Genomic DNA, 26,632 nt, shown 5'->3' on the forward strand with positions numbered 1-26,632 from the left:
CCTGGTGCCGATGCCGATCACAAGTGCGGTACCCCTGGAATTTCAGGGGCATGACCGCCCCGTCGGCGCGTTGGCGATAGATTATCCGGATGGCCACGTCGTGCGAACGCATTCCCATCAGCGTGCGCAATTGATGTACGCAAGGGCTGGCATTCTCGAAGTGCGCACCGACACGTCGTTCTGGATGATACCGCCGCAACGCGCGTTGTGGATTCCGGGGAAAATCGCGCATGAAGTGCGCATGCGCGGCAGAGTCGAAATGCGCACGATCTACGTCGACGTGGTCCGATGCGGTATATCGGCACCCGACGTGCCCGTGGTCATCCGTGTTTCCGCCTTATTGCGCGAGTTGATCCTGCGCGCAATGACGCTTCCCGAAGACTGGTCGCCCAACGGCCGCGACGCGCTCGTCATGGCGCTGCTGCTCGAGGAAGTCGAGTGGAAGAGCGACTCGCCGCTGCACTTGCAAGTGCCCCAAGACCCTCGTCTGCGCAAGATCTTCGATAGCTACCTGAGTACACCGGCCGATCCCCGCAGCTTGCAGGACTGGGCGATCGAGGTAGGGGCGTCGAGCCGCACGCTGGAGCGGCGTTTCATGACGGAGTTCGGCTTGCCGTTCCGGGAGTGGCGTCAGCAGATGCGCCTGCTCGGCGCGCTGCCGCTGTTGAGCGCGGGGCGGCCCATCACGCAGGTGGCGCTCGAAGTCGGTTACGACACCCCGAGCGCGTTTTCCACCATGTTCCGCCGCTTTATGGGCGTGACGCCAAGCGAGTACCTGACGCGCGCCCGCGGCCAGGCGTGAGCCAGTGCATGGCGTCCCACATGTCGTCGTAGACGGTCACGCCTTCGGCATGCAGGGGGGAGCGCTGGCGCTTCGAGCCGATCCCGACGAAATCGATGCCAAGCTGACGCGCCACTTTCAGGTCCCACATCCCATCGCCCATCGAGACGATCGCGCGCGGCTTCGCAATGCCGTAACCCGCCTGTGCCCGCTTGATCGCTTCGGTGACGAGCTGTTCGCGTGAGCTGTATTCAGATGCCGTAATGAGCATCGCGTCCGTGTAGTCGATGGCCACCGAGCGCAGCTTGCGGTGACTGACCTGCCGGATGCCGCCCGTCGCGAACACCACGCCCCAGCGCGAACGGTGAGCGGCGTCGACGAACGCGCGTGCGCCGGGAATCTCGGCCAGACCGTGGGCGTTGAGCAGGGCAGTGAAGCGCTCGTCGATCTCATGCTCGAAGCGCGCCAGGTCATGCGGCTGCGGCAGCGCCCGGCCGTGCTCCGCGTGGGCGTGAATGAGGATGCCGGTGTCGGTGTGATGGGGGTAGCTGCCCCAATCGGTGTTCAGGCCTTCGAACGCCAGCGACTCCATCGCGCCAAGCAGCGCGCGCTGGTGAATGCGTACCGAATCGGTCAGAGTGCCATCGACATCGAGCACCAGAATGCTGTCTTTTTCGAAACTTGCCTGCATGGCTGAATGGGGACTCGTGTCAGGGGGCGGAGGTCTTCCCTCCGAATGGAGGGAGTGTACGAATTCGCGCCTTTGAAAAAAACGCGTTGAGTGACATCGGCTACGCCGGATGCGACACCCGAGCTATGGGATTTGATAGTTCGAGGTGGTTTTCCCCCGCCGTCCAGCGCAAAAGCGCCACGCTGGCTGCCTTTCGAGAGGAGAGCGACGCGTTTCCGGATCAGCCGTAACGGGGGCGTGCCAGTGTCGAGTATTCCCGGTCCAGACGCTCAAGCGTCGCTAGCGCCTGTTGCATTTCGGCGACCGAAGGCGGGTCACGCCGCATGCGTGCTCGGGACGGGGCCTGCGTCGGGGCGGCGCTTGCCTGCGGTCGTCCCTCGCTCGGAGAGGTGGCGGGTGCCGGCGAGGTCATTTGTGTCGCCGGGAAGGGGGGGGCCGGAAGACCCGGCCGGCATGACGGCTGCCGGACGTGGCGATGCGATTCGGGGGCAAGCGCCTCACGCGTCTCGCCGCGGGCGAACTCGCCGTAGCGTTGATGGCCGTCGTGAAGCAGCTCGGCCAGTGTGCGCACGATGCCGCTGCCGGGCCCCACGGCCCGCATCTGCATGCGGGTGGTCATGTAGGACTCCGGGATTTCGCCGAACAGGTGAGGCACATGCCGAGCCGCGTGTGTGAGCGTGTCCTGAAACACCCGCTGTACGGTCGTCGGCGTTGCCAGCGAGACGAAGAGCGTGCGAAGCCGGTTATTCACAGGTGTGGTGATGTAGGCGCCAAGCATGGCGTCGCGCACCTCGGGGGCACTGGCCGAGCGCTGGGTACGCGCATCCGGGAATGGGCCCGCAACGTGATGGCGCCGCGCCTCCTGCTCGCCGGTCAGCACGCGTAAGAACGTTAGCTGCGGCACTTCAATGTACGTGTCGGCACGGCGCAGCATGTGCTGAATGTCCGGTGGCATTTGGCTGAGTCGCTGTGTCAGGCGTGCTTCAATGGAGGACACCGAAAATTTGCCCTCGGACTCGGCCGTGAAGGTTTCGGAAAACGCTTGCTCGAGCGCGAGGGTGTCGCGCCCCTGCCTCGAGAGCTCCGCACGCATGGGAGCGGGCAGCGATGCTTCGCAGCCGGCGAGCATCAGACGGCTTGCACTGACGTCGACGTCGGTGTCCGCAGGAAGATCGAGCAGACAATTCTCGGCATCGTTGCGGCTGCCTCTCACGCAAACCGGCCGCACGTCCGAGAGCCGTTCCGCGAAGACGCGTGCGCGGGTGGTCGGCGCGCGCGACCAGTCGAACGTGGTCGCGGTGATGGGGGCCGCCGGACTTCGCGAGGTGACGGACGCCGGCGCCGGGGCAACCTGCCTGAGATCGGACGTCATGTCGTGAGTGTTCAGGTGCGGCAATGGCACGCCGTATGAGACGGTTAGCGCAGTCGTTACCCAATTCATCAGAGGAAAATACATCGCTGCCACTCCAGTTGAGGTCACGGGTCCGTTCCCGCGATGCGCCGGAGTATGGGCGTTGCGTTGCCTCAGACTATTGCGTCGGGGCGTGTGCGTTCGGGGTTCGGCACAGGCGGGGGCGCTGTCCTATTCAAACGATGGCGGCGCGCACGCTGGGCGGCACTTCGCGCAGCAGCGACTTCAGGCGCTTGAGCGCGCTGGCCAGACGCTCGGTGTCTCGCACGCCGCCTAGCGAAATGCGGATGGCGTTGGGGACTTCGGGGCTCAGACAGAACGCGTCGGCGGGGGTGACGGCCAGCCCTTCAGCGCGGGCAGCCATCGTCAATTCGCGAGCCGTCCACGGGGCAGGCAGCGCTTGCCAGAGATGAATTCCCTGCACCGCAGGCGTGTGTGCGTCGCCCAAAATGCCGGCGGCGATGGCCTGACGCTGCGCGGCAGCGTCCTTCACGCCATCCAGAATGCGATCGGCCATGCCATTATGAATCCACTGTGTGGCCAGCCCTGTCATCAGCGGCGGCGCCATGAGCGCGAAGGAGTGCAGCGTATTCAGGAAGTTGTCGCGTTGGCGCGCGTTGGCAAGCCGAACGTATGCGGTGCGCAACCCCGGCGTGAGGCATTTCGACAGCGTAGCCACGTAATGCACGCGATGCGGGGCAAGACGCGCCAGAGGTGGCGGGGCGTCTTTGGCGAGACGCCAGTAGGGATCGTCTTCGATCAGCGTCAGATCGAGCGTTTCGGCGACAGCGAGCAACTCGCGGCGGCGGCGCTCGGGCATCGTGCGGGTGGTCGGATTCTGAAGTGTCGGGTTCAGATAGACCAGACGCGCGTTGTGCTCTTGTGCGGCAGCGCGCAGGGCGTCGGGCTGCATACCGTCGTCGTCGGTGGCCACGTGTGCCAGTCGGCGTCCGAGCGCGCGCGCCGCGCTATGGAGGCCTGGGTAGATGATCGGCTCGCATAGCACCGTCTCGTCGGGCGCGGTGCCCGCGAGCAGCAGGGCGGCCAGTGTGGCTTGCGCGCCGGGACAGACGAGCACGTCGGACGCGGAGACAGAACCGAGCATCGGCGCGAGCCACAAGGCGCCGGCTTGCCGGTCGGCCACGCCACCGTCACCCAGTTGATACGCCATGAGCATCGACGCATCCGTGTGCCGGAGCACTTCGTCGATCCCCTTGTGCAGCATCTCGCCGAGAAACAGCCCGGCTGGCGCAGGCGGGATATTCATCCCGAGATCGAGCACCTGATCGAGTGCTACGCGAGGCGTGCTCACGAATGTGCCGAGGGGGCCGCGTCCCTCGATGGCGTTGCGCTCGCGCGCCCGGTTGTAAGCGCGCGTGACCGTCGTGAAATCGATACCCAGCCACGCCGCCAGCTCACGCTGCGCCGGCAGACGGTCGCCCGGACGCAGACGTCCATCCGCCACCGACTGCTCGATGAAACCGGCCAGCCGCAGATAGCGTGGCCCCTTGCCGGCGGTAAGCGCGGGTTTCCAGAAGGTGGCGCGCAGGCTGTCGTGGGAGGCGTCCATGGCGATGTCGGTGTTATGTATGGAAATTTTCGGTATTCATGCCGAATATTCACAGTGTAATTTGCATACATGGGTGTCGCAATACTTGAATTCGGGAAGTCATGCCGCATCTTGAGCCGGTACGCCTGCGCGGGTTGACGCGGCAACGCGTTAACAATCAACGACTTACCGGACAAATTTGCACGAGAGTGCATTGACACTTGTGTTGAGCACAGGTATAGTCGCAGGCTCCGGTTTTTCCGGCGGTATGGCTATGCCTAATGCAAAGTGCTTATGCATCAAGCGTTTAGATGCGGGCAATCCGCAAGAGCAACCGGGGAGTACGCAGTAAAGTCGCATGACGGCCCGCCTTGGCTTTCATGCTTTTGACACGTTTAGGAAATCACAATGCCAACGATTAACCAATTGGTCCGCAAGCCGCGCACCTCTGCTCAAATCAAGAGCAAGAGCCCGGCCCTGCAGGACTGCCCGCAGCGTCGTGGCGTGTGCACCCGTGTGTACACGACGACGCCGAAGAAGCCGAACTCCGCACTGCGTAAGGTTGCCAAGGTGCGCCTGACCAACGGTTTCGAAGTCATCTCGTACATCGGCGGTGAAGGCCACAACCTGCAGGAACACTCGGTCGTGCTGATTCGCGGCGGTCGTGTGAAGGACTTGCCGGGTGTGCGTTACCACATGGTGCGCGGTAGCCTCGACACGCAGGGCGTCAAGGACCGTAAGCAGGCCCGTTCGAAGTACGGCGCGAAGCGTCCGAAGGCCTAAGCGGCTGAGCGGATATACGTTCGGTGATGGTGGTACATCGTCACTGAGTAAGTGGTCACTCGGCCTGTTGGCTAGTAGGTGGCCTGGAGCCAAGCTCCAACTGAATCTATTAAGGAAGAAATCATGCCGCGTCGTCGCGAAGTCCCCAAGCGCGAAGTGTTGCCCGATCCGAAGTTCGGCAACGTTGATGTCGCTAAATTCATGAACGTGCTCATGCTTGCCGGCAAGAAGTCGGTTGCAGAGCGCATCGTTTATGGTGCTTTCGAGCAGATCCAAACCAAGGCGGGCAAGGATCCGCTGGAAGTCTTCAACACCGCTCTCGGTAACGTGAAGCCGGTGGTTGAAGTCAAGAGCCGCCGTGTTGGCGGTGCAAACTATCAAGTTCCGGTCGAAGTGCGTCCGTCGCGTCGTATGGCATTGGCGATGCGTTGGTTGCGTGAGGCCGCGAAAAAGCGTAGCGAGAAGTCGATGGCCCTGCGTCTGGCAGGTGAGCTGATCGAGGCCTCGGAAGGCCGTGGCGGCGCCATGAAGAAGCGTGACGAAGTTCACCGCATGGCCGAAGCCAACAAGGCATTCTCGCACTTCCGCTTCTGACGCTGGCAAGCAGTACCTAGAGCAGAAACCGGGGCGGGTGCGCATGAGAAATTGCGCCTCGCCCGTTTGTGTTAGTAGCCCCCTCAAAAATGGCGGCTACATTGAAAGAGGCTTAAAGTGGCTCGTACAACCCCTATCGAGCGCTACCGCAACATCGGTATTAGCGCTCACATCGACGCAGGTAAGACCACGACGACCGAGCGCATTTTGTTCTACACCGGTGTGAACCACAAAATCGGTGAAGTGCACGATGGCGCCGCGACGATGGACTGGATGGAGCAGGAACAAGAGCGTGGCATTACGATTACGTCGGCTGCCACGACCTGCTTCTGGTCCGGCATGGCGAACAATTACCAAAAGCACCGCATCAACATCATCGACACGCCGGGGCACGTCGACTTCACGATTGAAGTCGAGCGCTCGATGCGTGTTCTCGATGGCGCGTGCATGGTGTATTGCGCTGTGGGTGGCGTGCAGCCCCAGTCGGAAACCGTTTGGCGTCAGGCCAACAAGTACGGCGTGCCGCGTCTGGCGTTCGTCAACAAGATGGACCGTACCGGCGCGAACTTCTTCAAGGTCTACGACCAACTGAAGAACCGCCTGAAGGCCAACCCGGTGCCGGTGGTGGTGCCGATCGGTGCCGAAGAAAGCTTCAAGGGCGTGGTCGACCTGATCAAGATGAAGGCGATCATTTGGGACGAAGCGTCGCAGGGCATGAAGTTCGACTACGTCGACATTCCGGCCGAGCTGCAAGCGGAAGCCCAGAAGTGGCGCGAAGGCATGGTTGAGGCTGCTGCCGAGTCGAGCGAAGACCTGATGAACAAGTATCTGGAAGAGGGCGACCTCTCCGAGGCTGAAATCATCAACGGTCTGCGCACGCGTACCATCGCTTGCGAAATTCAGCCGATGCTGTGCGGTACCGCGTTCAAGAACAAGGGTGTGCAGCGTATGCTGGACGCCGTGATCGACTTCCTGCCGTCGCCGGTCGACATTCCGCCGGTCAAGGGCACGGACGACAAGGAACAGCCGGTCGAGCGCCGTGCGTCGGATGACGAGAAGTTCTCGTCGCTGGCGTTCAAGATCATGACCGACCCGTTCGTTGGCCAGTTGATCTTCTTCCGCGTCTACTCGGGTGTTGTGAACAAGGGCGACACGCTGCTGAACTCGGTCAAGGGCAAGAAGGAACGTCTGGGCCGTATCGTGCAGATGCACGCGAACCAGCGCGAAGAAATCGACGAAGTGCGCGCAGGCGACATCGCCGCAGCCGTCGGTTTGAAGGACGCGACCACGGGTGACACGCTGTGCGACCCGACCGCCCCGATCGTGCTCGAGCGCATGGTGTTCCCGGAGCCGGTGATTTCGCAGGCTGTCGAGCCGAAGACCAAGGTCGACCAGGAAAAGATGGGCCTCGCCCTGAACCGCCTGGCGCAGGAAGATCCGTCGTTCCGCGTGCAGACCGATGAAGAATCGGGTCAGACCATCATTTCGGGGATGGGCGAGCTCCACCTCGAAATTCTGGTCGACCGTATGAAGCGCGAATTCGGCGTGGAAGCCAACATCGGCGCACCGCAAGTTGCTTACCGCGAGACCATTCGCAAGTCGGCAGCGGACGTCGAAGGCAAGTTCGTCAAGCAGTCGGGTGGTCGCGGCCAATTCGGTCACGCGGTCATCACGCTGGAGCCGAACGAGCAAGGCAAGGGCTACGAGTTCCTGGACGAGATCAAGGGCGGTGTCATTCCTCGTGAATACATCCCGGCGGTCGACAAGGGGATTCAAGACACCCTCAAGAACGGTGTTCTGGCCGGCTTCCCGGTCGTGGACGTCAAGGTGCATCTGACGTTCGGTTCGTACCACGATGTGGACTCGAACGAAAACGCGTTCCGTATGGCCGGTTCGATGGCTTTCAAGGAAGCCATGCGCCGCGCCAGCCCGGTGATTCTTGAGCCGATGATGGCCGTGGAAGTCGAAACGCCGGAAGACTACATGGGTAACGTGATGGGCGACTTGTCGAGCCGTCGCGGCATTATCCAGGGCATGGACGACATGGTCGGCGGCGGCAAGATCGTGCGCGCTGAAGTTCCGCTGTCGGAAATGTTCGGCTACTCGACGTCGCTGCGTTCGGCCACGCAAGGCCGCGCCACGTACACGATGGAGTTCAAGCACTACGCTGAAGCTCCGAAGAACGTGAGCGAAGGCATCATCAGCGCTAAGAACAAGTAATTGATTTGGTGGGTGAGCGCATCGGGTGATGCGCTCACCCTACTCACTGTTTAATCGTCTATTCAGTATCTGAGGATTCGGAAATGGCAAAGGAAAAATTCGAGCGGACTAAGCCGCACGTGAACGTTGGCACCATTGGTCACGTTGACCACGGCAAGACCACGCTGACGGCTGCTATCGCAACGGTTCTGTCGTCGAAGTTCGGCGGTCAGGCCAAGAAGTACGACGAAATCGACGCAGCACCGGAAGAAAAGGCACGCGGTATTACCATCAACACCGCGCACATCGAGTACGAAACGGCCGCTCGCCACTACGCACACGTTGACTGCCCGGGCCACGCCGACTACGTCAAGAACATGATTACCGGTGCTGCCCAGATGGACGGCGCTATCCTGGTTTGCTCGGCCGCTGACGGCCCGATGCCGCAAACGCGTGAGCACATCCTGTTGGCCCGTCAGGTTGGCGTGCCGTACATCATCGTGTTCCTGAACAAGTGCGACATGGTCGACGACGCCGAGCTGCTCGAGCTGGTCGAAATGGAAGTTCGCGAACTTCTGTCGAAGTACGAGTTCCCGGGCGACGACGTGCCGATCATCCATGGTTCGGCCAAACTGGCGCTCGAAGGCGACAAGGGCCCGCTGGGCGAAGAAGCCATCATGAAGCTGGCTGACGCTCTCGATACGTACATCCCGACGCCGGAACGCGCAATTGACGGCACGTTCCTGATGCCGGTGGAAGACGTGTTCTCGATCTCGGGCCGTGGCACCGTGGTGACCGGTCGTATCGAGCGCGGCATCATTAAGGTCGGCGAAGAAATCGAAATCGTTGGTATCGCCATGGACGGCGACAAGCCGAAGATCGACAAGACGACTTGCACGGGCGTGGAAATGTTCCGCAAGCTGCTCGACCAAGGTCAGGCAGGCGACAACGTCGGTATTCTGCTGCGCGGCACGAAGCGTGAAGATGTCCAGCGTGGTCAGGTTCTGGCCAAGCCGGGCACGATCAAGCCGCACCGCAAGTTCTCGGGCGAGGTCTACATTCTGTCGAAGGACGAAGGTGGCCGTCACACCCCGTTCTTCAACAACTACCGTCCGCAGTTCTACTTCCGTACGACGGACGTGACCGGTTCGATCGCCCTGCCGGCGGACAAGGAAATGGTCATGCCGGGCGACAACGTGTCGATCCAGGTTAGCCTGATTCAGCCGATCGCCATGGAAGAAGGTCTGCGTTTTGCAATTCGCGAAGGTGGCCGTACCGTCGGCGCCGGCGTCGTTGCCAAGATTGAAGACTAATTGCGGATTCGATGACCCAGGTGCCGGCGCTGCCGGCGCCTGTTTCTCAAAGTCTGTTTGCTCTTTGTGATTTACCCGGCACCCGAACGAGGGCTGCCACGCTCTTTGGAGAAATACCATGCAGAACCAAAAGATCCGCATTCGCCTGAAGGCTTTCGACTACCGCCTGATCGACCAGTCGGCCGCCGAAATCGTTGAAACCGCCAAGCGCACCGGCGCCATCGTCAAGGGCCCGGTGCCCCTGCCGACGCGTATCGAGCGTTTCGACATCCTGCGTTCGCCGCACGTCAACAAGACGTCGCGCGACCAGCTCGAAATCCGCACGCACCAGCGCCTGATGGACATCGTCGATCCGACGGACAAGACCGTCGACGCGCTGATGAAGCTGGACCTGCCGGCTGGCGTCGACGTCGAGATCAAGCTGCAGTAAGGCTTGCGAGCGACTTTGCTCTTGAAAGCCCCGCCAATGCTGGACCGGCGGGGCTTTGTTATGCGATTTAGCAACACTTGTCAAGCGATAAAAGTCCGTCTATAATGGCGGGCTCAAGTGTAGTTTTGAAAAGATGGCCCACATCCGTGGACCATCCTTTTGTCATTTAGCCCCGGCCAATCGCAGTCGGGAATGGAGAAAATCATGAGCCTTGGCCTTGTCGGTCGCAAGGTTGGCATGACGCGTATTTTCACGGACGACGGCGATTCGATTCCCGTTACCGTGCTCGACGTGTCTAACAACCGCGTGACGCAAATCAAGACGGATGAAACGGACGGCTACACCGCCGTTCAAGTCACTTTCGGCAATCGCCGCGCAACGCGCGTGGTTAAGGCCGCCGCCGGTCACTTCGCGAAAGCGGGTGTCGAAGCCGGTGAAATCCTCAAGGAATTCCGCGTTGACGCTGCCAAAGCTGCTGAATTGCAGCCGGGCGCAGTGGTTGGCGTCGATCTCTTCCAAGTGGGCCAGAAGGTCGACGTGCAAGGTGTGTCGATCGGTAAGGGCTACGCCGGTACCATCAAGCGCTACAACTTCGCTTCGGGCCGCGCTTCGCACGGTAACTCGCGTTCGCACAACGTGCCGGGTTCGATCGGTATGGCGCAGGATCCGGGTCGTGTGTTCCCGGGTAAGCGCATGACGGGTCACCTGGGCGACGTCACCACGACGGTGCAGAATCTCGAAATCGCGCGCATTGACGCTGAGCGTAACCTGATCTTCGTGAAGGGTGCCGTTCCGGGCGCCAACGAAGGCAAGGTTTTCGTGACCTCGGCAGTCAAGGCCAAACTCGCGAAGGGAGCGTAACAATGGAACTGAAGCTCCTGAATGAGCAAGGTCAGGAAGGCGCCGCTGTCAACGCGTCGGACGTCGTGTTCGGCCGTGACTACAACGAAGCGCTGATCCATCAGGTTGTGGTGGCTTATCAAGCCAACGCCCGTAGCGGCAATCGTGCGCAGAAGGACCGTGAACAGGTCAAGCACACGACCAAGAAGCCGTGGCGTCAGAAGGGTACGGGCCGTGCTCGTGCCGGTATGTCGTCGAGCCCGCTGTGGCGCGGCGGTGGCCGTATCTTCCCGAATTCGCCGGAAGAGAACTTCACCCACAAGGTCAACAAGAAGATGTACCGCGCCGGTGTGTGCTCGATTCTGTCGCAGCTCGCCCGTGAAGGTCGTCTGTCGGTCGTCGAGGACATCAAGCTGGATGCTCCGAAGACGAAACTGCTCGCTGAGAAGATCAAGGCCATGGGCCTTGAGTCGGTGCTGCTGATCACGGATAGCGTGGACGAGAACCTGTTCCTGGCCTCGCGCAATCTGGCTCACGTTGCCGTCACCGAGCCGCGTTTCGCCGACCCGCTGTCGCTCATCTACTTCAAGAAGGTGCTGCTGACGAAGGGCGCGATCGCCAAGATTGAGGAGATGCTGTCATGAGCGACGTGCGTAAAAACGACCATCGTCTGTACCAGGTCCTGCTCGCGCCGGTGATCTCCGAAAAGGCGACGCTGGTGGCTGACAAGAACGAACAAGTGGTGTTCCAAGTTGCACGCGACGCGAACAAGCAAGAAGTGAAGGCTGCAGTTGAGCTTCTCTTCAAGGTGGAAGTCGAGTCGGTGCAGATCCTGAACCGTAAGGGCAAGCAAAAGCGCTTTGGCCGCTTCATGGGTCGTCGCGACCACGAGAAGAAGGCCTACGTGAGCTTGAAGCCGGGTCAGGAAATCAATTTTGAAGCGGAGGCCAAGTAATCATGGCACTCGTCAAAACGAAACCGACGTCGCCGGGCCGCCGCGCGCTGGTCAAGGTCGTCAACAAGGATCTGCATAAGGGCAAGCCGTTCGCCCCGTTGCTCGATACCAAGAGCAAGACCGCTGGCCGTAACAACAACGGTCACATCACCACCCGTCATATGGGTGGCGGTCACAAGCAGCACTACCGTATCGTCGATTTCCGTCGCAACAAGGACGGCATCACGGCGAAGGTCGAGCGTCTGGAATACGATCCGAACCGCAGCGCGAACATCGCTCTGCTGTGCTACGCCGATGGCGAGCGTCGTTACATCCTTGCGCCGAAGGGCGTGACCGTTGGTCAGCAACTGGTGAGCGGCTCGGAAGCGCCGATCAAGGCTGGCAACACGCTGCCGATCCGCAACATTCCGGTCGGTACGACGATTCACGGCATCGAGCTGCAACCGGGCAAGGGCGCGCAAATCGCTCGTGCCGCAGGTACCTCGGCAATGCTGCTGGCTCGCGAAGGCACGTACGCCCAAGTGCGTCTGCGTTCGGGTGAAGTTCGTCGCGTGCACATCGAGTGCCGCGCGACCATCGGTGAAGTCGGTAACGAAGAGCACAGCCTGCGCCAACTCGGCAAGGCCGGTGCAAAGCGTTGGCGCGGTATTCGCCCGACCGTTCGCGGTGTGGCGATGAACCCGGTGGATCACCCGCATGGTGGTGGTGAAGGTCGTACGGCTGCTGGTCGTCATCCGGTCAGCCCGTGGGGTCAGCATACCAAGGGTAAGCGTACCCGCTCGACCAAGCGCACCGACAGCATGATCGTTCAGCGTCGCAAGAAGCGTTAATTGGAGCTAGCAAATGACTCGTTCTGTTAAAAAAGGTCCGTTTTGCGACGCTCATCTGCTGAAGAAAGTGGAAGCGGCAGCTGCATCGCGTGACAAAAAGCCGATCAAGACCTGGTCGCGTCGTTCGACCGTCCTGCCCGATTTCATCGGCCTGACGATCGCCGTGCATAACGGCCGCCAGCACGTGCCGGTGTACGTGACGGAAAACATGGTCGGCCACAAGCTGGGTGAGTTCGCGCTCACCCGTACCTTCAAGGGCCATGCGGCCGACAAGAAGGCGAAGAAATAAGGGGCCGATCATGGAAGTGAAAGCAATTCATCGCGGTGCCCGTATCTCGGCGCAGAAAACGCGTCTGGTCGCTGACCAGATTCGTGGCCTGCCGCTGGAGCGCGCACTGAATGTCCTGACCTTCTCGCCGAAGAAGGCCGCGGACATTATCAAGAAGGTTCTCGAGTCGGCTATCGCCAACGCCGAGCACAACGAAGGTGCTGACATCGACGAACTGCGCGTTAAGGGCATTTACGTCGACAAGGGCACCTCGCTCAAGCGTTTCACGGCCCGTGCAAAAGGCCGCGGTAACAAGATCGAGAAGCAAACCTGTCACATCACTGTGACGCTGGGCAACTAAGGGGTCACGATGGGACAGAAAATTCATCCGACTGGCTTCCGTCTGGCTGTCAGCCGTAACTGGGCTTCGCGTTGGTACGCCAACAATCAGAATTTCGCAAAGATGTTGAAGGAAGACATCGACGTTCGCGAATATCTGAAGAAGAAGCTGAAGAACGCTTCGGTCGGCCGCGTGATCATCGAACGTCCGGCACGTAACGCGCGCATCACGATTTTCAGCTCGCGTCCGGGTGTTGTGATCGGCAAGAAGGGCGAGGACATCGAAATCCTCAAGGCCGAGCTGCAAAAGCGCATGGGCGTGCCCGTGCACGTGAACATCGAGGAAATCCGCAAGCCGGAAACCGATGCGCAGCTTATCGCTGATTCGATCGCTCAGCAGCTCGAGCGCCGTATCATGTTCCGTCGCGCAATGAAGCGCGCGATGCAGAACGCGATGCGTCTGGGTGCCCAAGGCATCAAGATCATGAGCGCCGGCCGTCTGAACGGTATCGAAATCGCCCGTACCGAGTGGTATCGCGAAGGCCGTGTGCCTCTGCATACGCTGCGCGCCGACATCGACTACGCAACTGCGGAAGCGAAGACGACGTACGGCATCATCGGTATCAAGGTGTGGGTGTACAAGGGTGACACGCTGGGCCGCAACGACGCTCCGGTGGCTGAAGAGCCGGCCGAAGAAAAGCGTCCGCGCCGCAACGCGCGTCCGGGCGACCGTCGCCCCCGTCGTGACGACGCTGGCGATAAGGCCGGTGCGAAGCGCGGTGGTGCACGCCGTCCGGCTGGCAAGCCTGAAGGCGACGCCAAGACTGGAGAATAATCATGCTGCAACCGAAACGCAGAAAGTATCGCAAAGAGCAGAAGGGCCGTAACACTGGCGTCGCCACGCGTGGCAACGAAGTGTCGTTCGGCGAATTCGGCCTGAAGGCGGTCGGTCGTGGTCGCCTGACGGCTCGTCAAATCGAAGCCGCGCGTCGTGCCATGACTCGCCACATCAAGCGCGGTGGTCGTATCTGGATCCGTATCTTCCCGGACAAGCCGATCTCGCAAAAGCCGGCAGAAGTGCGTATGGGTAACGGTAAGGGTAACCCGGAGTACTACGTCGCCGAGATTCAACCGGGCAAGATGCTGTACGAAATGGACGGTGTGGATGAAGCGCTGGCGCGCGAGGCGTTCCGCCTGGCTGCCGCCAAGCTGCCGATTCAGACGACGTTCTTCGTACGTCGCCTTGGCGCCTGAGGGGAGAATTTGAAATGAAAGCATCCGAACTTCGTGCCAAGGATGTCGACGGCCTGAACAAGGAACTGTCGGATCTGCTGAAGGCCCAATTCGGTCTTCGCATGCAAGCGGGCACCCAACAACTGAGCAACACCAGCCAGCTGAAGAAGGTGCGCAAGGACATCGCGCGTGTGCGTACCGTGTTGACTGAGAAGGCGAGCCAGAAATGAACGATACCGCTAAGACCTCGCTGAAGCGTACCCTCGTGGGTAAGGTTGTCAGCGACAAGATGGACAAGACGGTTACCGTGCTGGTCGAGCGTCAAATGAAGCACCCGCTCTACGGCAAGTACATCGTGCGTTCGAAGAAGTACCACGCGCACGATGAGACCAACCAGTACAAGGAAGGCGATACGGTCGAGATTCAAGAATCCCGCCCGCTGTCGAAGACCAAGGCCTGGACGGTCTCCCGTCTCGTGGAAGCCGCCCGTATCATCTAAGGTGAGCTGAAGCGAAGGCTTGACTTGCAAGTCCGGAATTATCATTGTATAATTCCGGACTTTCCGCTTCTTTCGCTAAAACCGGTCTTTGGTTTCGCAAGGGAGTGGATGGCTTCCTGATCCGATTCGTATCCTCTACGAGGCAGGTGAAGGTAGCAAGGTTGTCCACTTTTGAACGACTCAACCCAAACGGCATCCTTTGGTGCTGACGGGGACCAAGACTGACCGACGCGTATGTGTCGGATTAAGTTGGGAAGATAACACCATGATTCAAACTGAAACCCGGCTCGAAGTAGCCGACAACACCGGTGCGCGCGAAGTGATGTGCATCAAGGTGCTGGGCGGCTCCAAGCGTCGCTACGCCGGCATTGGCGACATCATCAAGGTCAGCGTGAAAGATGCTGCCCCGCGTGGTCGCGTCAAGAAGGGCGAAATCTACAACGCAGTGGTCGTGCGCACCGCCAAGGGCGTGCGTCGCCAGGACGGCTCGCTGGTCAAATTCGACGGCAACGCCGCCGTGCTGCTTAATACCAAGCTCGAGCCGATCGGCACCCGTATCTTCGGGCCGGTTACGCGTGAACTGCGTACCGAACGCTTCATGAAGATCGTGTCGCTGGCCCCGGAAGTGCTGTAAGGAGCCGACACATGAACAAGATTCGTAAGGGTGACCAAGTCATCGTGCTGACGGGTAAGGACAAGGCCAAGCGTGGCACGGTCCTGGCCGTTGATGGCGACAAGTTGGTCGTCGAGGGCGTGAACGTTGCCAAGAAGCACGTCAAGCCGAACCCGATGAAGGGCACGCAAGGTGGCGTGGTCGACAAGACGATGCCGATCCACGTTTCGAACGTGGCGCTGGTGGATGCCAATGGCAAGCCGTCGCGTGTGGGCATCAAGGTCGAAGACGGCAAGAAGGTCCGCTTCCTCAAGACGACCGGTGCTACGGTCGTCGGTGCCTAATCGCAGGGAGTATAGATAATGGCCCGTTTGCAAGAATTCTATAAAGACAAAGTTGTCGCCGAGCTGACTAAGCAGTTCGGTTACAAGTCTGTCATGGAAGTGCCGCGCATCACCAAGATCACCCTGAACATGGGCCTTGGTCAAGCCGTTGCTGACAAGAAGATCATTGAGCACGCCGTTGGCGACCTGACGAAAATTGCCGGTCAAAAGCCGGTGGTGACGAAGGCTCGCAAGGCTATCGCCGGTTTCAAGATCCGCGAAGGTTACCCGATCGGTACGATGGTGACGCTGCGCGGTGAACGTATGTTCGAATTCCTGGATCGTTTCATCACCGTGGCTCTGCCGCGCGTGCGTGACTTCCGTGGTATTTCGGGTCGTGCGTTCGACGGTCGTGGCAACTACAACATCGGTGTGAAGGAACAGATCATCTTCCCCGAAATCGAGTACGACAAAATCGACGCGCTGCGTGGTCTGAACATCAGCATCACCACGACCGCGAAGACTGACGAAGAAGCCAAGGCTCTTCTGTCGGCGTTCAAATTCCCGTTCCGTAACTGAGGTAATCGTGGCTAAACTGGCACTTATCGAACGCGAAAAGAAACGCGCCCGTCTGGCGCAGAAATTTTCTGCCAAGCGCGACGCCCTCAAAGCGATCATCGAAGACACCAGCAAGTCGGAAGACGAGCGTTATGAAGCACGTCTGGCGCTGCAACAGCTGCCGCGTAACGCCAATCCGACGCGTCAACGCAATCGTTGCGACCTGACTGGCCGTCCGCGCGGTACCTTCCGCAAATTCGGCCTGGCCCGTAACAAGATCCGTGAAATCGCCTTCCGTGGCGAAATCCCGGGCGTGACCAAAGCTAGCTGGTAATAGGAGAAGCACCATGAGCATGAGCGATCCTATCGCCGATATGCTGACTCGCATCCGCAACGCTCAGATGGTTGAGAAAGCATCGGTGAAGATGCCCTCTTCCAAGCTGAAGGTCTCGATCGCCAAAGTCCTCAAGGACGAAGGTTACATCGAAGACTTCGCGGTTGAAGCAGAAGAAACGAAGCCGGTGCTGAACATTGCACTGAAGTACTACGCTGGCCGTCCTGTGATTGAGCGCCTCGAGCGCGTGTCGCGTCCGGGTCTGCGTGTGTACAAGAGCCGCAACGACATCCCGCAGGTCATGAATGGCCTCGGCGTTGCTATCGTCTCGACCCCGAAGGGCGTGATGACCGATCGCAAAGCACGCGCCACCGGCGTGGGCGGCGAAGTCATCTGCTACGTCGCCTAACCGAGGAGAGTTGAAATGTCTCGAGTAGGTAAGAGTCCCATTGCACTGCCGAAGGGCGTTGAAGCAACGCTGGCTGGCAATGTGCTGACGATCAAGGGCGCCCTGGGTTCGCTGACCCGCGGCATCAATCCCCTTGTGATCGTCAAGATCGAAGACGGCACCGTCACCTTCGCCCCGGCCGATGAAAGCCGCGAAGCGAATGCGCTGTACGGTACGGAACGTGCGCTGGTCAACAATATGGTGACCGGCGTGAGCAAGGGTTTCGAAAAGAAACTGCAACTCGTTGGCGTGGGTTACCGTGCCAAGGCTGAAGGTAACAACCTGAAGCTCGAGCTGGGTTTCTCGCACGATGTTGTGCATGCCATGCCGGAAGGCGTGAAAGCAGAGACCCCGACGCAGACGGAGATCATCATCAAAGGCGTTGATAAGCAACGCATCGGACAAGTGGCTGCGGAAGTTCGCGGTTACCGTCCGCCCGAGCCCTACAAGGGTAAGGGCGTCCGCTATGCGGACGAGGTGGTGATCCTCAAGGAAACCAAGAAGAAGTAAGGGTGCGAAACATGGACAAGAAACAATCTCGTGTGCGCCGCGCTCGCCAGACTCGTATCAAGCTGGCAGCTCAGAAGGTGCATCGCCTTTCCGTGCATCGCACCAACGTGCACATTTACGCGCAAGTTTTCTCGGAAGACGGCACGCAAGTGTTGGCCAGCGCTTCGACGCTGGAAGCCGAAGTGCGCAAGGAACTGGGCGACAAGGAAGGCAAGGGTGGCAACGCTGCCGCTGCAGCGCTGATCGGCCGTCGTATCGCCGAGAAGGCGAAGGCTGCCGGCATCGAAAGCGTTGCTTTCGACCGCTCGGGCTTCCGCTATCACGGTCGCGTTAAGGCTCTCGCCGACGCTGCCCGTGAAGCCGGCCTCAAGTTCTAAGTAAGGATCCGTCATGGCAAAGATGCAAGCGAAAGTTCAGGCTGACGAACGCGACGACGGCCTTCGCGAGAAGATGATCGCGGTCAACCGTGTCACGAAGGTTGTGAAGGGTGGCCGTATTCTCGGTTTTGCCGCGTTGACCGTGGTTGGTGACGGCGATGGCCGCATCGGCATGGGCAAAGGCAAAGCGAAGGAAGTCCCGGTTGCCGTTCAAAAGGCAATGGAACAAGCCCGCCGCAATATGTTCAAGGTGCCCCTGAAGAACGGCACCCTGCAACACAACGTTCTCGGCCAGCATGGCGCCTCGCGCGTCCTGATGTCGCCGGCAAAGGACGGTACCGGTGTTATCGCCGGTGGCCCGATGCGCGCGGTGTTCGAGGTGATGGGCGTGACCAACGTGGTGACGAAGAGCCTTGGCTCGACGAACCCGTACAACCTGGTCCGCGCCACGCTCGACGGCCTGAAGAAACAATCGACTCCTGCTGACATCGCCGCCAAGCGTGGCAAGTCGGTGGAAGAGATCCTCGGCTAAGGGTGATCAATATGTCGCAGCAAACTGTGAAAGTTAAGCTGGTCAAGAGCCTGATCGGTACGCGTGAAGAACACCGCGCGACCGTCAAGGGCCTGGGCCTGCGTCGCCTCAATTCGGTCAGCGAGTTGCAGGATACGCCCGCTGTGCGGGGCATGATCAACAAGGTCTCGTACCTTGTGAAGATCGTCGACTGAGCGAGGGCAAAATGGAATTGAATTCGATTAAGCCGGCAGAAGGCGCCAAGCACGCCAAGCGCCGCGTTGGCCGTGGCATCGGTTCGGGTCTGGGTAAAACCGCCGGCCGTGGTCACAAGGGTCAGAAGTCGCGTTCGGGCGGCTTCCACAAGGTGGGCTTCGAAGGCGGTCAAATGCCGCTGCAACGTCGTCTGCCGAAGCGTGGCTTCAAGTCGCTGACGCGTCGTTTCGTGGGCGAAGTTCGCCTGGCCGACCTGAACAACCTGCCGGTCGACGAGATCGATCTGCTGGTTCTGAAGCAGGCTGGTCTGGTGAGCGAGCTGTCGCTGTCGGCCAAGATCATCGCCTCGGGCGAGATCACCCGCAAAGTCGTTGTGAAGGGTCTGGGCGTCACCAAGGGTGCGCTCACCGCCATTCAAGCGGCTGGCGGTTCGGTTGCAGAGTAAGTTAGGTCACCCCGGAGCCAGCATTGGCCAAGTCTCCTAATCTCGCTAAGCCTGGTACGCAGGGCCCGAAGTATGCGGATCTGCGTCGGCGGCTGGTTTTCCTGCTGCTGGCGCTGATTGTCTACCGTATTGGTGCGCATATCCCGGTGCCGGGCATCGACCCCGATCAGCTGGCGCAGTTGTTCCAGCGCCAGTCGGGCGGGATCCTGGGCATGTTCAACATGTTCTCGGGCGGTGCGTTGTCGCGCTTCACGATCTTCGCGCTGGGGATCATGCCGTATATCTCGGCATCGATCATCATGCAGCTGTTGGCGATGGTTTCGCCTCAGTTGGAAGCATTGCGTAAGGAAGGCCAAGCCGGACAGCGCAAGATTACGCAGTACACCCGGTATTTCACGGTGGTACTCGCACTCTTCCAGGCTGCGGCGATCGCGGTGACGTTGGAAAGCGAGCCGGGGCTCGTCGTCGATCCGGGCATGTTGTTCCGCCTGACGACGGTGATCACGCTCGTGACCGGCACGATGTTCCTGATGTGGCTCGGTGAGCAGATCACCGAACGCGGCCTCGGTAACGGTATCTCGATCATCATCTTTGGTGGTATCGCGGCCGGTTTGCCGAATGCTGTGGGCGGTCTGTTCGAGCTTGTCGGTACCGGTTCGATTGGTCCGTTCTCGGCCATCGTGATCTGTGCCCTCGTGGTACTCGTGACGTTCTTCGTCGTGTTCGTCGAACGTGGTCAGCGCAAGATCCTTGTGAATTACGCCAAGCGTCAGGTCGGCAACAAGGTCTACGGCGGTCAGGCTTCGCACCTGCCGCTCAAGCTGAACATGGCAGGCGTGATTCCGCCGATCTTTGCATCGTCGATCATCCTGTTCCCGGCAACGATCGCGAATTGGTTTGGTGCGGGCGATAACGCGCGCTGGCTCAAGGATATTGCGGCGAAGTTGTCGCCGGGTCAGCCGATCTACGTGATGCTCTACGCACTGGCGATCGTGTTCTTCTGCTTCTTCTACACCGCACTGGTGTTTAACAGCAAGGAGACCGCTGAGAACCTGAAGAAGAGTGGTGCGTTTGTTCCGGGGATTCGTCCTGGCGACCAGACTGCGCGATATATCGACAAGATCCTGACGCGTCTGACACTGGCCGGCGCAGCTTACGTCACCTTGGTGTGTTTGCTGCCTGAGTTTCTGGTGTTGCGTTGGAACGTCCCGTTCTACTTCGGTGGAACCTCACTGCTGATTATCGTGGTGGTGACGATGGACTTCATGGCGCAAGTGCAGTCGTATGTGATGTCGCAACAATATGAGTCGCTGCTCCGTAAGGCGAATTTCAAGGGCGGCAATAACATGACGCTTCGCTAATGATCCTGGATCATGTCGAAAGACGACGTTATTCAAATGCAGGGCGAGGTTCTTGAAAACCTCCCCAATGCCACCTTCCGGGTAAAGCTGGAAAATGGCCATGTAGTACTCGGACATATTTCCGGCAAGATGCGGATGCATTACATCCGCATCCTTCCCGGAGATAAGGTGACGGTAGAGTTGACGCCCTACGATCTGTCGCGTGCGCGGATCGTCTTCCGGGCGAAGTGATTAGAGAGAGGGAATTGTCATGAAAGTTTTGGCATCTGTTAAGTGCATCTGCCGCAATTGCAAGTTTGTGAAGCGCAAAGGCGTGCTGCGCGTGATCTGCAGTTCGGATCCGCGCCACAAGCAACGTCAGGGCTAATCGGCCTTTAACGCTATTTAGTTGGGGAATTACGAATGGCTCGTATCGCAGGGGTTAACATCCCGAACCACCAGCACACCGCTATCGGCCTGACGGCTATTTACGGTGTCGGCCGCACGCGCGCTCGCCAGATTTGCGAAGCCGCCGGTGTGCCGTTCTCGAAGAAGGTCAAGGACCTCGACGACGCTGATCTCGAAAAGCTGCGTGATCAAGTCGGTCAATTGACGGTTGAGGGTGACCTGCGCCGTGAAGTGACGATGAACATCAAGCGCCTGATGGATCTGGGCTGCTATCGTGGTATGCGTCACCGCAAGGGCTTGCCGCTCCGCGGTCAGCGCACCCGTACCAATGCGCGTACCCGTAAGGGTCCGCGTAAGGCCGGCGTCTCGCTGAAGAAGTAACCAGAGGATAGGAACTCATGGCTAAGCAACAGAACAACGCCGCTTCGCAGCGCGTTCGCAAGAAGGTCAAGAAGAGCGTTGCAGAAGGCGTCGTGCACGTCCACGCTTCGTTCAACAACACCATCATCACGATCACCGATCGTCAGGGCAATGCGCTGGCATGGGCGACGTCGGGTGGCCAGGGCTTCAAGGGTTCGCGTAAATCGACCCCGTTCGCTGCCCAGGTTGCTGCTGAGTCGGCTGGCCGCGTGGCACTCGAATACGGTGTGAAGAACCTGGAAGTTCGCATCAAGGGCCCGGGCCCGGGTCGCGAATCCGCGGTTCGCGCGCTGAATGCGCTGGGTATCAAGATCACGGCCATCTCGGACGTGACGCCGGTCCCGCACAACGGCTGCCGCCCGCCGAAGCGTCGTCGTATCTAAGACGCTTCAAATCCTGTTATAATCGCGGGTTCGCGCACGGTCTCGGCCGTGCGCGTAGCAATTTCTAAGACCACCGTCCGGTACATTGGTGCCGGACTTGCGTAGTGGACAAAGTTCGCTACGTCAGATTTTGAGATAAAGGAACAACCGTGGCACGTTATATCGGCCCGAAGGCCAAACTCTCCCGCCGTGAAGGTACTGACCTCTTCCTGAAGAGCGCACGTCGCTCGCTCGCCGACAAGTGCAAGCTGGATAGCAAACCGGGTCAGCATGGCCGCACCTCGGGTGCACGTACGTCGGACTACGGTAACCAACTGCGCGAAAAGCAGAAGGTCAAGCGTATTTACGGCGTGCTCGAGCGTCAGTTCCGTCGTTATTTCGCGGAAGCCGACCGTCTCAAGGGCAACACGGGTGAAAACCTGCTGCAAGTGCTCGAGTCGCGCCTGGACAACGTCGTGTACCGCATGGGCTTTGGCTCGACGCGCGCTGAAGCGCGCCAGCTGGTCGGCCACAAGGCGATCGTGCTGAACGGTGTTGTTGCCAACATCCCGTCGATCAAGGTCAAGGCCGGTGACATCGTCACCGTGCGCGAGAAGGCCAAGAAGCAAGTGCGTATTCAAGAATCGCTGTCGCTGGCTGAGCAAGTCGGTTTCCCGATCTGGGTTTCGGTTGACGCCAAGAAGATGGAAGGCACTTTCAAGGCACTGCCGGAACGTAGCGATATCGCGGGCGACATCAACGAAAGCCTGATCGTCGAATTGTATTCGCGTTAATCCGTATGCTGACGCGCCTCACGGCGCGTTTTGCGTTCCGTGCAGGTTGTCACCCATCAGCCTTATCGGTGTAACGAGCCGAGGGTATTGAAAAGGAAACCTATGCAAACCAGTTTGTTGAAGCCCAAGATCATTGCGGTTGAGCCGGTCGGTGAGCATCACGCCAAAGTCGTGATGGAGCCGTTCGAACGTGGCTACGGCCACACCTTGGGCAACGCGCTTCGCCGCGTGCTGTTGTCGTCGATGGTGGGCTATGCGCCGACCGAAGTGACGATCGCTGGCGTTGTGCATGAATACTCCACCATCGACGGTGTCCAGGAAGATGTCGTCAACTTCCTGTTGAACCTGAAGGGTGTTGTGTTCAAGCTGCATAACCGTGACGAAGTCACCGTTACGCTGCGCAAGGATGGTGAAGGTGTAGTGCGCGCTTCGGATATCGAAGTGCCGCATGATGTGGAACTGATCAACCCCGATCACGTGATTGCGCATCTGGCCAAGGGCGGCAAGCTCGACGTTCAGATCAAGATCGAAAAGGGTCGTGGTTATGTCCCGGGTAACGTGCGCCGTTATGGCGACGATTCGGCCAAGGTGATTGGTCGTATCGTCCTCGACGCGTCGTTCTCGCCGGTCAAGCGTGTGAGCTATGCGGTCGAATCGGCCCGTGTGGAGCAGCGTACCGACCTGGACAAACTCGTGATGAACATCGAAACCAACGGTGTGGTGTCGCCGGAAGAAGCGATCCGTCAATCGGCTCGCATCCTCGTCGACCAACTTTCGGTGTTCGCTGCGCTGGAAGGCACGGAAGCCGCCAGCGAAGCGCCGTCGCGTGCGCCGCAGATCGATCCGATCCTGCTGCGTCCGGTGGACGATCTCGAGTTGACGGTGCGTTCGGCCAACTGCCTGAAGGCCGAAAACATCTACTACATCGGTGACCTGATCCAGCGTACCGAGAACGAATTGCTCAAGACCCCGAACCTGGGTCGCAAGTCGCTCAACGAGATCAAGGAAGTGCTTGCCTCGCGTGGTCTCACGCTGGGCATGAAGCTCGAAAACTGGCCGCCGGCTGGTCTCGAGAAGTAATGTGTAACGACATGGCCGCCTTCGGGTGGCCATGTCGTTGCGTAAGTGCGGCACGTCGGAGTGTTCCGATACGGCCGATAGCGAAGGTACCGGCCCGCGGTGTTTGTCACCGATAGAAGAGCTAGGTCGAAAACTCTGTTTAAAGGAAAGTTGAAATGCGTCACCGTCATGGTCTGCGTAAACTGAACCGCACCAGCAGCCACCGTCTGGCAATGCTGCGTAACATGTCGAACTCGTTGATCCAGCACGAAGCGATCAAGACCACGCTGCCGAAGGCCAAGGAGCTGCGTAAGGTTGTCGAGCCCCTCATCACCCTGGGCAAGAAGGACTCGGTTGCCAACCGTCGTCTGGCGTTCAATCGCCTGCGCGATCGTGAAATGGTCACCAAGCTGTTCAACGAACTGGGTCCGCGTTTTGCCAACCGTCCGGGCGGCTATCTGCGTATCCTGAAGATGGGTTTCCGCGTGGGCGATAACGCTCCGATGGCTTTCGTCGAACTGCTGGACCGTCCGGAAGTCGACACGGAAGCGCCGGAAGTCGCTGAGTAAGCGATTCGCGCAACGATCTTTTCGAGATCGTGAGTCGTATGAGAAAGCCAGGTCATTGACCTGGCTTTTTTCGTTTCGGCGTGTTGTCCGAAGGCGTGATGGCATCAGTCCGGAAATTGCAGACCGATGCGCACGTTTCATGGGGGCGGTGTACAGTGAACAATCCTTATGCCTGAACGGTCTACCGCACACTATGGATGCTCTTCTTATCGTCATGACGACGTTTCCCGACGAGACTAGCGCCGAAGCCGTGATCGACGGCATGCTTTCCGAGCGGCTGGCGGCATGTGTACAGCAATTGGCGCCGGTGCGTTCCAGCTATCGGTGGCAAGGCAAGCGCGAGACGAGTATCGAAGTGCCACTCATGATCAAGACGACTGCCGCCCGTTATGGTGCGCTTGAGCAGTACATCAAAGAACATCATCCTTACGACGTACCTGAAATCGTTGCATGGCCCGCCACTGCGGCATTGCCTGCCTATGCACGCTGGGTCGAAGATGAGACGCGGGGGAAACTGAATGTTTGATGTGTTAAGAATTGCCGGGCCGCTGATCGTGAGAGCCGGTAGCGATCCGTGGGCATTGCCACGCAATCGCATCTTCCGACGATGGACGTTTGTAGGGTTGGTCGTGGCAGTCGTGCTCTCGCTAGGCGCGGGGCTTGCTCATGCTGCCGACGATTTTCTCGATCCTGATGTCGCCTTCAAGGTGTCGAAGACGGAGCAGCCCGGTGCTGTTCTCCTGCATTTCGAAGTGGCCAAGGGCTACTACCTTTATCGTGAGCGATTCGCCTTCGCGGCGGACAACCCTGCCGTTAAGCTTGGTGCGCCAGAATTTCCGAAGGGAGAGGTCAAGCATGACGAGACCTTCGGCAAGGACATGGAGGTGTATCACGAACCCATCGACGTCCGTATTCCTGTCAGTCAGGCGGGCGGCCCGTTCACACTGAATGTCACCATGCAGGGCTGTGCGGACAAGGGGCTGTGCTATCCGCCGATGGACAAGCCGCTCAAAATTTCGGCGGCTGCTGTTGGTAGCCCGGCGAGCGAGAGTTCAACCGCCGCACCGGCCTCCGGTTCGGTCACGAAGGCACTGCTCGGCGAGGGGGCGCAGGCACCTGGTGGCAAACCGGCTGACACAGCTCAGGTGGTAACGTCCGCCCGCACGGCAGGTGGCTGGTTGTCGGCACGAGACGACTACAGCGAGGCGGAGCGCATTCTTTCCGGTGGCAGTTTTGCGTTGGCGCTGGGTATCTTCTTCGCGCTCGGCGTCGGGTTGGCTTTCACGCCATGCGTATTGCCGATGGTGCCGATTCTTCTGTCGATCGTCGCGGGACAAGAGGCCAGCCGCGGTAAGGCGATACGTCTTGCCATTGCTTACGTGCTCGGCATGGCCGTGGTGAATACCGTCATCGGTGTGGCGGCCGGATTATTGGGGCAAGGCCTCATCGCGTTTTTGCAAGCCCCGTGGGTGTTAGTCCTGTTTGCGTTGCTGATGGTCATCCTGTCGCTGTCGATGTTCGGGATGTACGAGATTCAGTTGCCGTCAGCATTGCGCGCCAGAATCGATGACGCTGCACGCAAGCAGAAGTCCGGTCAATGGATCGGTGCCGCCATGATGGGCGTGCTCTCGGGGCTGATTGTCAGCCCATGCGTGACGGCTCCGCTGGCAGCTGCGCTCGCCTTCATCGCGAAGACAGGGGACGCGGTCTTTGGTGGTGCGACGCTCTTCGCATTGTCGTTGGGGATGGGGTTGCCGCTCGTGATCCTCGCAGGCGGTGGCGGTGCATTGCTGCCGCGCGCCGGGGCGTGGATGGACGGCGTGAAGCGTTTCTTTGGCTTCCTGCTCCTCGGTGTCGCCCTGTGGATTGTGCGGCCGTTGCTGCCAACGCCCGTTCTGTTGTTGGGCTGGGGGATCCTGCTGTTGGTGGCCGCTACCTTCATGCACGTTTTCGACAACCTGCCTGACGGCGTGAGCGGTGCGCGACGCCTTCTTAAGGGGCTCGGTGTTGTCGTTGCGCTTCTTGGGGCTGTCGCGTTGGTGGGCGCTGCGGCCGGGGCACGTGATCCGCTCGCGCCACTGGCCGGGTTGACGACGGTGGCCTCGGGGAACACCGGCGCGAGTCCTGCGGCGTTCGAGGGCGTCAGGTTTCAGCGTGTACGTAGCGTTGCGGAACTCGATCGGGTTTTGGCGACGGCGGGGCGTCCGGTGATGTTCGATTTCTATGCCGACTGGTGCATTAGCTGCAAGGAGATGGAGCGCTTTGTCTTCACGGATCCGAAGGTGAAAGCGCGCCTTGATCAGATGGTGCTTGTGCAAGCAGATGTCACTGCGAATAATGCCGACGATCAGGCACTACTTAAGCGCTTCGGATTGTTTGGGCCGCCCGGCATCATCTTTTTCGATGGCAATGGAGAGGAAGTGGCTGGCACACGCGTCATCGGGGCACAATCCGCAGACCAGTTTCTGCGCAGCCTCGATAAGGCATATGGACCAGCGCTTTGAGCGTCTGAGTCTCTAAGCGGCACCCGACGTGTTTGTCGATGCGAGATCCGTGGATCTGGCGATAGCTCGATCTCATAGGCAATGTCAAACGGCTAACCCGAGTTGAACCAACCGCCGAGCGTTGGG

At 59.7% G+C, this 26,632-nt stretch carries 39 protein-coding genes; 36 read left to right on the forward strand and 3 right to left on the reverse strand.

Features of this window, described 5'->3' with window-relative positions:
• Positions 1-100: 100 nt before the first annotated feature.
• A complete protein-coding gene (locus tag C266_RS21540; RefSeq protein ID WP_246189928.1) occupies positions 101-802 on the forward strand; it encodes a helix-turn-helix domain-containing protein in 702 nt (233 codons plus the stop codon).
• Here C266_RS21540 and C266_RS21545 read toward each other — a convergent pair.
• From C266_RS21545 to C266_RS21560, 3 genes are all read right to left on the reverse strand, one after another.
• Entirely contained in the window at positions 750-1,472 is a 723-nt protein-coding gene (locus tag C266_RS21545) for an HAD family hydrolase (RefSeq protein WP_010804145.1), read from the reverse strand. The genes C266_RS21540 and C266_RS21545 overlap by 53 nt on opposite strands.
• 220 nt (positions 1,473-1,692) lie before the next feature.
• Positions 1,693-2,928 carry a hypothetical protein gene (locus tag C266_RS26420; RefSeq protein WP_010804144.1) on the reverse strand — a complete coding sequence of 412 codons (1,236 nt, stop codon included), beginning with the start codon at positions 2,926-2,928 and terminating at the stop codon, positions 1,693-1,695.
• Between the two features lie 130 nt (positions 2,929-3,058).
• Positions 3,059-4,453 carry a PLP-dependent aminotransferase family protein gene (locus C266_RS21560; RefSeq protein WP_010804143.1) on the reverse strand — a complete coding sequence of 465 codons (1,395 nt, stop codon included), beginning with the start codon at positions 4,451-4,453 and terminating at the stop codon, positions 3,059-3,061.
• A 387-nt stretch (positions 4,454-4,840) separates the two neighbouring features.
• On the opposite strand from C266_RS21560, the gene rpsL reads away from it, so the two are divergent.
• From rpsL to dsbD, 35 genes are all read left to right on the forward strand, one after another.
• Entirely contained in the window at positions 4,841-5,215 is a 375-nt protein-coding gene (rpsL, locus tag C266_RS21565; protein WP_010804142.1) for a 30S ribosomal protein S12, read from the forward strand.
• A 123-nt stretch (positions 5,216-5,338) separates the two neighbouring features.
• Positions 5,339-5,809 carry a 30S ribosomal protein S7 gene (rpsG, locus tag C266_RS21570; protein WP_010804141.1) on the forward strand — a complete coding sequence of 157 codons (471 nt, stop codon included), beginning with the start codon at positions 5,339-5,341 and terminating at the stop codon, positions 5,807-5,809.
• A 117-nt stretch (positions 5,810-5,926) separates the two neighbouring features.
• Complete coding sequence (gene fusA, locus C266_RS21575; RefSeq protein WP_010804140.1) at positions 5,927-8,029, forward strand: elongation factor G; 2,103 nt, start codon at positions 5,927-5,929, stop codon at positions 8,027-8,029.
• Positions 8,030-8,112: 83 nt separating this feature from the next.
• Positions 8,113-9,321, forward strand: a complete 1,209-nt coding sequence (gene tuf, locus C266_RS21580) for an elongation factor Tu (RefSeq protein ID WP_010804139.1) — start codon at positions 8,113-8,115, stop codon at positions 9,319-9,321.
• 118 nt (positions 9,322-9,439) lie between these two features.
• Complete coding sequence (rpsJ, locus tag C266_RS21585; RefSeq protein ID WP_010804138.1) at positions 9,440-9,751, forward strand: 30S ribosomal protein S10; 312 nt, start codon at positions 9,440-9,442, stop codon at positions 9,749-9,751.
• 204 nt (positions 9,752-9,955) lie between these two features.
• A complete protein-coding gene (rplC, locus tag C266_RS21590; protein ID WP_010804137.1) occupies positions 9,956-10,612 on the forward strand; it encodes a 50S ribosomal protein L3 in 657 nt (218 codons plus the stop codon).
• A gap of 2 nt (positions 10,613-10,614) precedes the next feature.
• A complete protein-coding gene (gene rplD / locus C266_RS21595) occupies positions 10,615-11,235 on the forward strand; it encodes a 50S ribosomal protein L4 (protein WP_010804136.1) in 621 nt (206 codons plus the stop codon).
• On the forward strand, positions 11,232-11,546 hold the full coding sequence (rplW, locus tag C266_RS21600) for a 50S ribosomal protein L23 (RefSeq protein ID WP_010804135.1): 315 nt from the start codon (positions 11,232-11,234) through the stop codon (positions 11,544-11,546). Before rplD ends, rplW begins: the two co-directional genes overlap by 4 nt.
• Before the next feature lie 2 nt (positions 11,547-11,548).
• Entirely contained in the window at positions 11,549-12,376 is an 828-nt protein-coding gene (gene rplB / locus C266_RS21605; RefSeq protein ID WP_010804134.1) for a 50S ribosomal protein L2, read from the forward strand.
• 13 nt (positions 12,377-12,389) lie between these two features.
• Positions 12,390-12,665: a 30S ribosomal protein S19 gene (rpsS, locus tag C266_RS21610; RefSeq protein ID WP_010804133.1), complete on the forward strand. Its 276-nt coding sequence runs from the start codon at positions 12,390-12,392 to the stop codon at positions 12,663-12,665.
• Positions 12,666-12,675: 10 nt separating this feature from the next.
• Positions 12,676-13,005: a 50S ribosomal protein L22 gene (gene rplV, locus C266_RS21615; RefSeq protein WP_010804132.1), complete on the forward strand. Its 330-nt coding sequence runs from the start codon at positions 12,676-12,678 to the stop codon at positions 13,003-13,005.
• A 9-nt stretch (positions 13,006-13,014) separates the two neighbouring features.
• Positions 13,015-13,818 carry a 30S ribosomal protein S3 gene (gene rpsC, locus C266_RS21620; RefSeq protein ID WP_010804131.1) on the forward strand — a complete coding sequence of 268 codons (804 nt, stop codon included), beginning with the start codon at positions 13,015-13,017 and terminating at the stop codon, positions 13,816-13,818.
• 2 nt (positions 13,819-13,820) lie between these two features.
• A complete protein-coding gene (gene rplP, locus C266_RS21625; RefSeq protein ID WP_010804130.1) occupies positions 13,821-14,237 on the forward strand; it encodes a 50S ribosomal protein L16 in 417 nt (138 codons plus the stop codon).
• A gap of 14 nt (positions 14,238-14,251) precedes the next feature.
• Positions 14,252-14,446, forward strand: coding sequence for a 50S ribosomal protein L29 (rpmC, locus tag C266_RS21630; protein ID WP_010804129.1), 195 nt, complete (start codon positions 14,252-14,254; stop codon positions 14,444-14,446).
• On the forward strand, positions 14,443-14,715 hold the full coding sequence (gene rpsQ / locus C266_RS21635; protein ID WP_010804128.1) for a 30S ribosomal protein S17: 273 nt from the start codon (positions 14,443-14,445) through the stop codon (positions 14,713-14,715). Before rpmC ends, rpsQ begins: the two co-directional genes overlap by 4 nt.
• Positions 14,716-14,980: 265 nt before the next feature.
• Positions 14,981-15,349 (forward strand): 50S ribosomal protein L14, encoded by a 369-nt coding sequence (rplN, locus tag C266_RS21640; RefSeq protein ID WP_010804127.1) that lies wholly within the window; start codon positions 14,981-14,983, stop codon positions 15,347-15,349.
• 11 nt (positions 15,350-15,360) lie between these two features.
• Positions 15,361-15,672, forward strand: a complete 312-nt coding sequence (gene rplX / locus C266_RS21645; protein ID WP_010804126.1) for a 50S ribosomal protein L24 — start codon at positions 15,361-15,363, stop codon at positions 15,670-15,672.
• 18 nt (positions 15,673-15,690) lie between these two features.
• A complete protein-coding gene (rplE, locus tag C266_RS21650; RefSeq protein WP_010804125.1) occupies positions 15,691-16,230 on the forward strand; it encodes a 50S ribosomal protein L5 in 540 nt (179 codons plus the stop codon).
• Between the two features lie 7 nt (positions 16,231-16,237).
• Positions 16,238-16,543 (forward strand): 30S ribosomal protein S14, encoded by a 306-nt coding sequence (rpsN, locus tag C266_RS21655; RefSeq protein WP_010804124.1) that lies wholly within the window; start codon positions 16,238-16,240, stop codon positions 16,541-16,543.
• A gap of 13 nt (positions 16,544-16,556) precedes the next feature.
• Entirely contained in the window at positions 16,557-16,952 is a 396-nt protein-coding gene (rpsH, locus tag C266_RS21660; protein ID WP_010804123.1) for a 30S ribosomal protein S8, read from the forward strand.
• Between the two features lie 15 nt (positions 16,953-16,967).
• Entirely contained in the window at positions 16,968-17,501 is a 534-nt protein-coding gene (gene rplF / locus C266_RS21665; RefSeq protein WP_010804122.1) for a 50S ribosomal protein L6, read from the forward strand.
• Between the two features lie 11 nt (positions 17,502-17,512).
• The gene (rplR, locus tag C266_RS21670; protein ID WP_010804121.1) at positions 17,513-17,878 is read left to right on the forward strand and encodes a 50S ribosomal protein L18; all 366 of its coding nucleotides are present in this window, start codon (positions 17,513-17,515) and stop codon (positions 17,876-17,878) included.
• 13 nt (positions 17,879-17,891) lie between these two features.
• Positions 17,892-18,410, forward strand: a complete 519-nt coding sequence (rpsE, locus tag C266_RS21675; RefSeq protein WP_010804120.1) for a 30S ribosomal protein S5 — start codon at positions 17,892-17,894, stop codon at positions 18,408-18,410.
• Positions 18,411-18,421: 11 nt separating this feature from the next.
• The gene (rpmD, locus tag C266_RS21680; protein WP_010804119.1) at positions 18,422-18,604 is read left to right on the forward strand and encodes a 50S ribosomal protein L30; all 183 of its coding nucleotides are present in this window, start codon (positions 18,422-18,424) and stop codon (positions 18,602-18,604) included.
• Positions 18,605-18,615: 11 nt separating this feature from the next.
• On the forward strand, positions 18,616-19,050 hold the full coding sequence (rplO, locus tag C266_RS21685; RefSeq protein ID WP_010804118.1) for a 50S ribosomal protein L15: 435 nt from the start codon (positions 18,616-18,618) through the stop codon (positions 19,048-19,050).
• Between the two features lie 23 nt (positions 19,051-19,073).
• The gene (gene secY, locus C266_RS21690; protein ID WP_010804117.1) at positions 19,074-20,411 is read left to right on the forward strand and encodes a preprotein translocase subunit SecY; all 1,338 of its coding nucleotides are present in this window, start codon (positions 19,074-19,076) and stop codon (positions 20,409-20,411) included.
• 12 nt (positions 20,412-20,423) lie between these two features.
• Complete coding sequence (gene infA, locus C266_RS21695; RefSeq protein ID WP_010804116.1) at positions 20,424-20,642, forward strand: translation initiation factor IF-1; 219 nt, start codon at positions 20,424-20,426, stop codon at positions 20,640-20,642.
• A 19-nt stretch (positions 20,643-20,661) separates the two neighbouring features.
• Positions 20,662-20,778: a 50S ribosomal protein L36 gene (gene rpmJ / locus C266_RS21700; protein WP_010804115.1), complete on the forward strand. Its 117-nt coding sequence runs from the start codon at positions 20,662-20,664 to the stop codon at positions 20,776-20,778.
• A 35-nt stretch (positions 20,779-20,813) separates the two neighbouring features.
• A complete protein-coding gene (rpsM, locus tag C266_RS21705; protein WP_010804114.1) occupies positions 20,814-21,179 on the forward strand; it encodes a 30S ribosomal protein S13 in 366 nt (121 codons plus the stop codon).
• 17 nt (positions 21,180-21,196) lie between these two features.
• A complete protein-coding gene (rpsK, locus tag C266_RS21710; RefSeq protein ID WP_010804113.1) occupies positions 21,197-21,601 on the forward strand; it encodes a 30S ribosomal protein S11 in 405 nt (134 codons plus the stop codon).
• A 149-nt stretch (positions 21,602-21,750) separates the two neighbouring features.
• Positions 21,751-22,374 (forward strand): 30S ribosomal protein S4, encoded by a 624-nt coding sequence (gene rpsD / locus C266_RS21715; RefSeq protein ID WP_010804112.1) that lies wholly within the window; start codon positions 21,751-21,753, stop codon positions 22,372-22,374.
• Between the two features lie 102 nt (positions 22,375-22,476).
• The gene (rpoA, locus tag C266_RS21720) at positions 22,477-23,454 is read left to right on the forward strand and encodes a DNA-directed RNA polymerase subunit alpha (protein ID WP_010804111.1); all 978 of its coding nucleotides are present in this window, start codon (positions 22,477-22,479) and stop codon (positions 23,452-23,454) included.
• 155 nt (positions 23,455-23,609) lie between these two features.
• Positions 23,610-24,002, forward strand: a complete 393-nt coding sequence (gene rplQ / locus C266_RS21725) for a 50S ribosomal protein L17 (protein ID WP_010804110.1) — start codon at positions 23,610-23,612, stop codon at positions 24,000-24,002.
• 193 nt (positions 24,003-24,195) lie between these two features.
• Positions 24,196-24,528 carry a divalent-cation tolerance protein CutA gene (gene cutA / locus C266_RS21730; RefSeq protein WP_010804109.1) on the forward strand — a complete coding sequence of 111 codons (333 nt, stop codon included), beginning with the start codon at positions 24,196-24,198 and terminating at the stop codon, positions 24,526-24,528.
• On the forward strand, positions 24,521-26,506 hold the full coding sequence (dsbD, locus tag C266_RS21735; protein ID WP_010804108.1) for a protein-disulfide reductase DsbD: 1,986 nt from the start codon (positions 24,521-24,523) through the stop codon (positions 26,504-26,506). Before cutA ends, dsbD begins: the two co-directional genes overlap by 8 nt.
• The last annotated feature ends 126 nt before the right edge of the window (positions 26,507-26,632 follow it).

Origin of the sequence: Pandoraea sp. SD6-2, from assembly GCF_000389825.1 — a bacterium.
Taxonomy (GTDB): Bacteria; Pseudomonadota; Gammaproteobacteria; order Burkholderiales; family Burkholderiaceae; genus Pandoraea; species Pandoraea communis.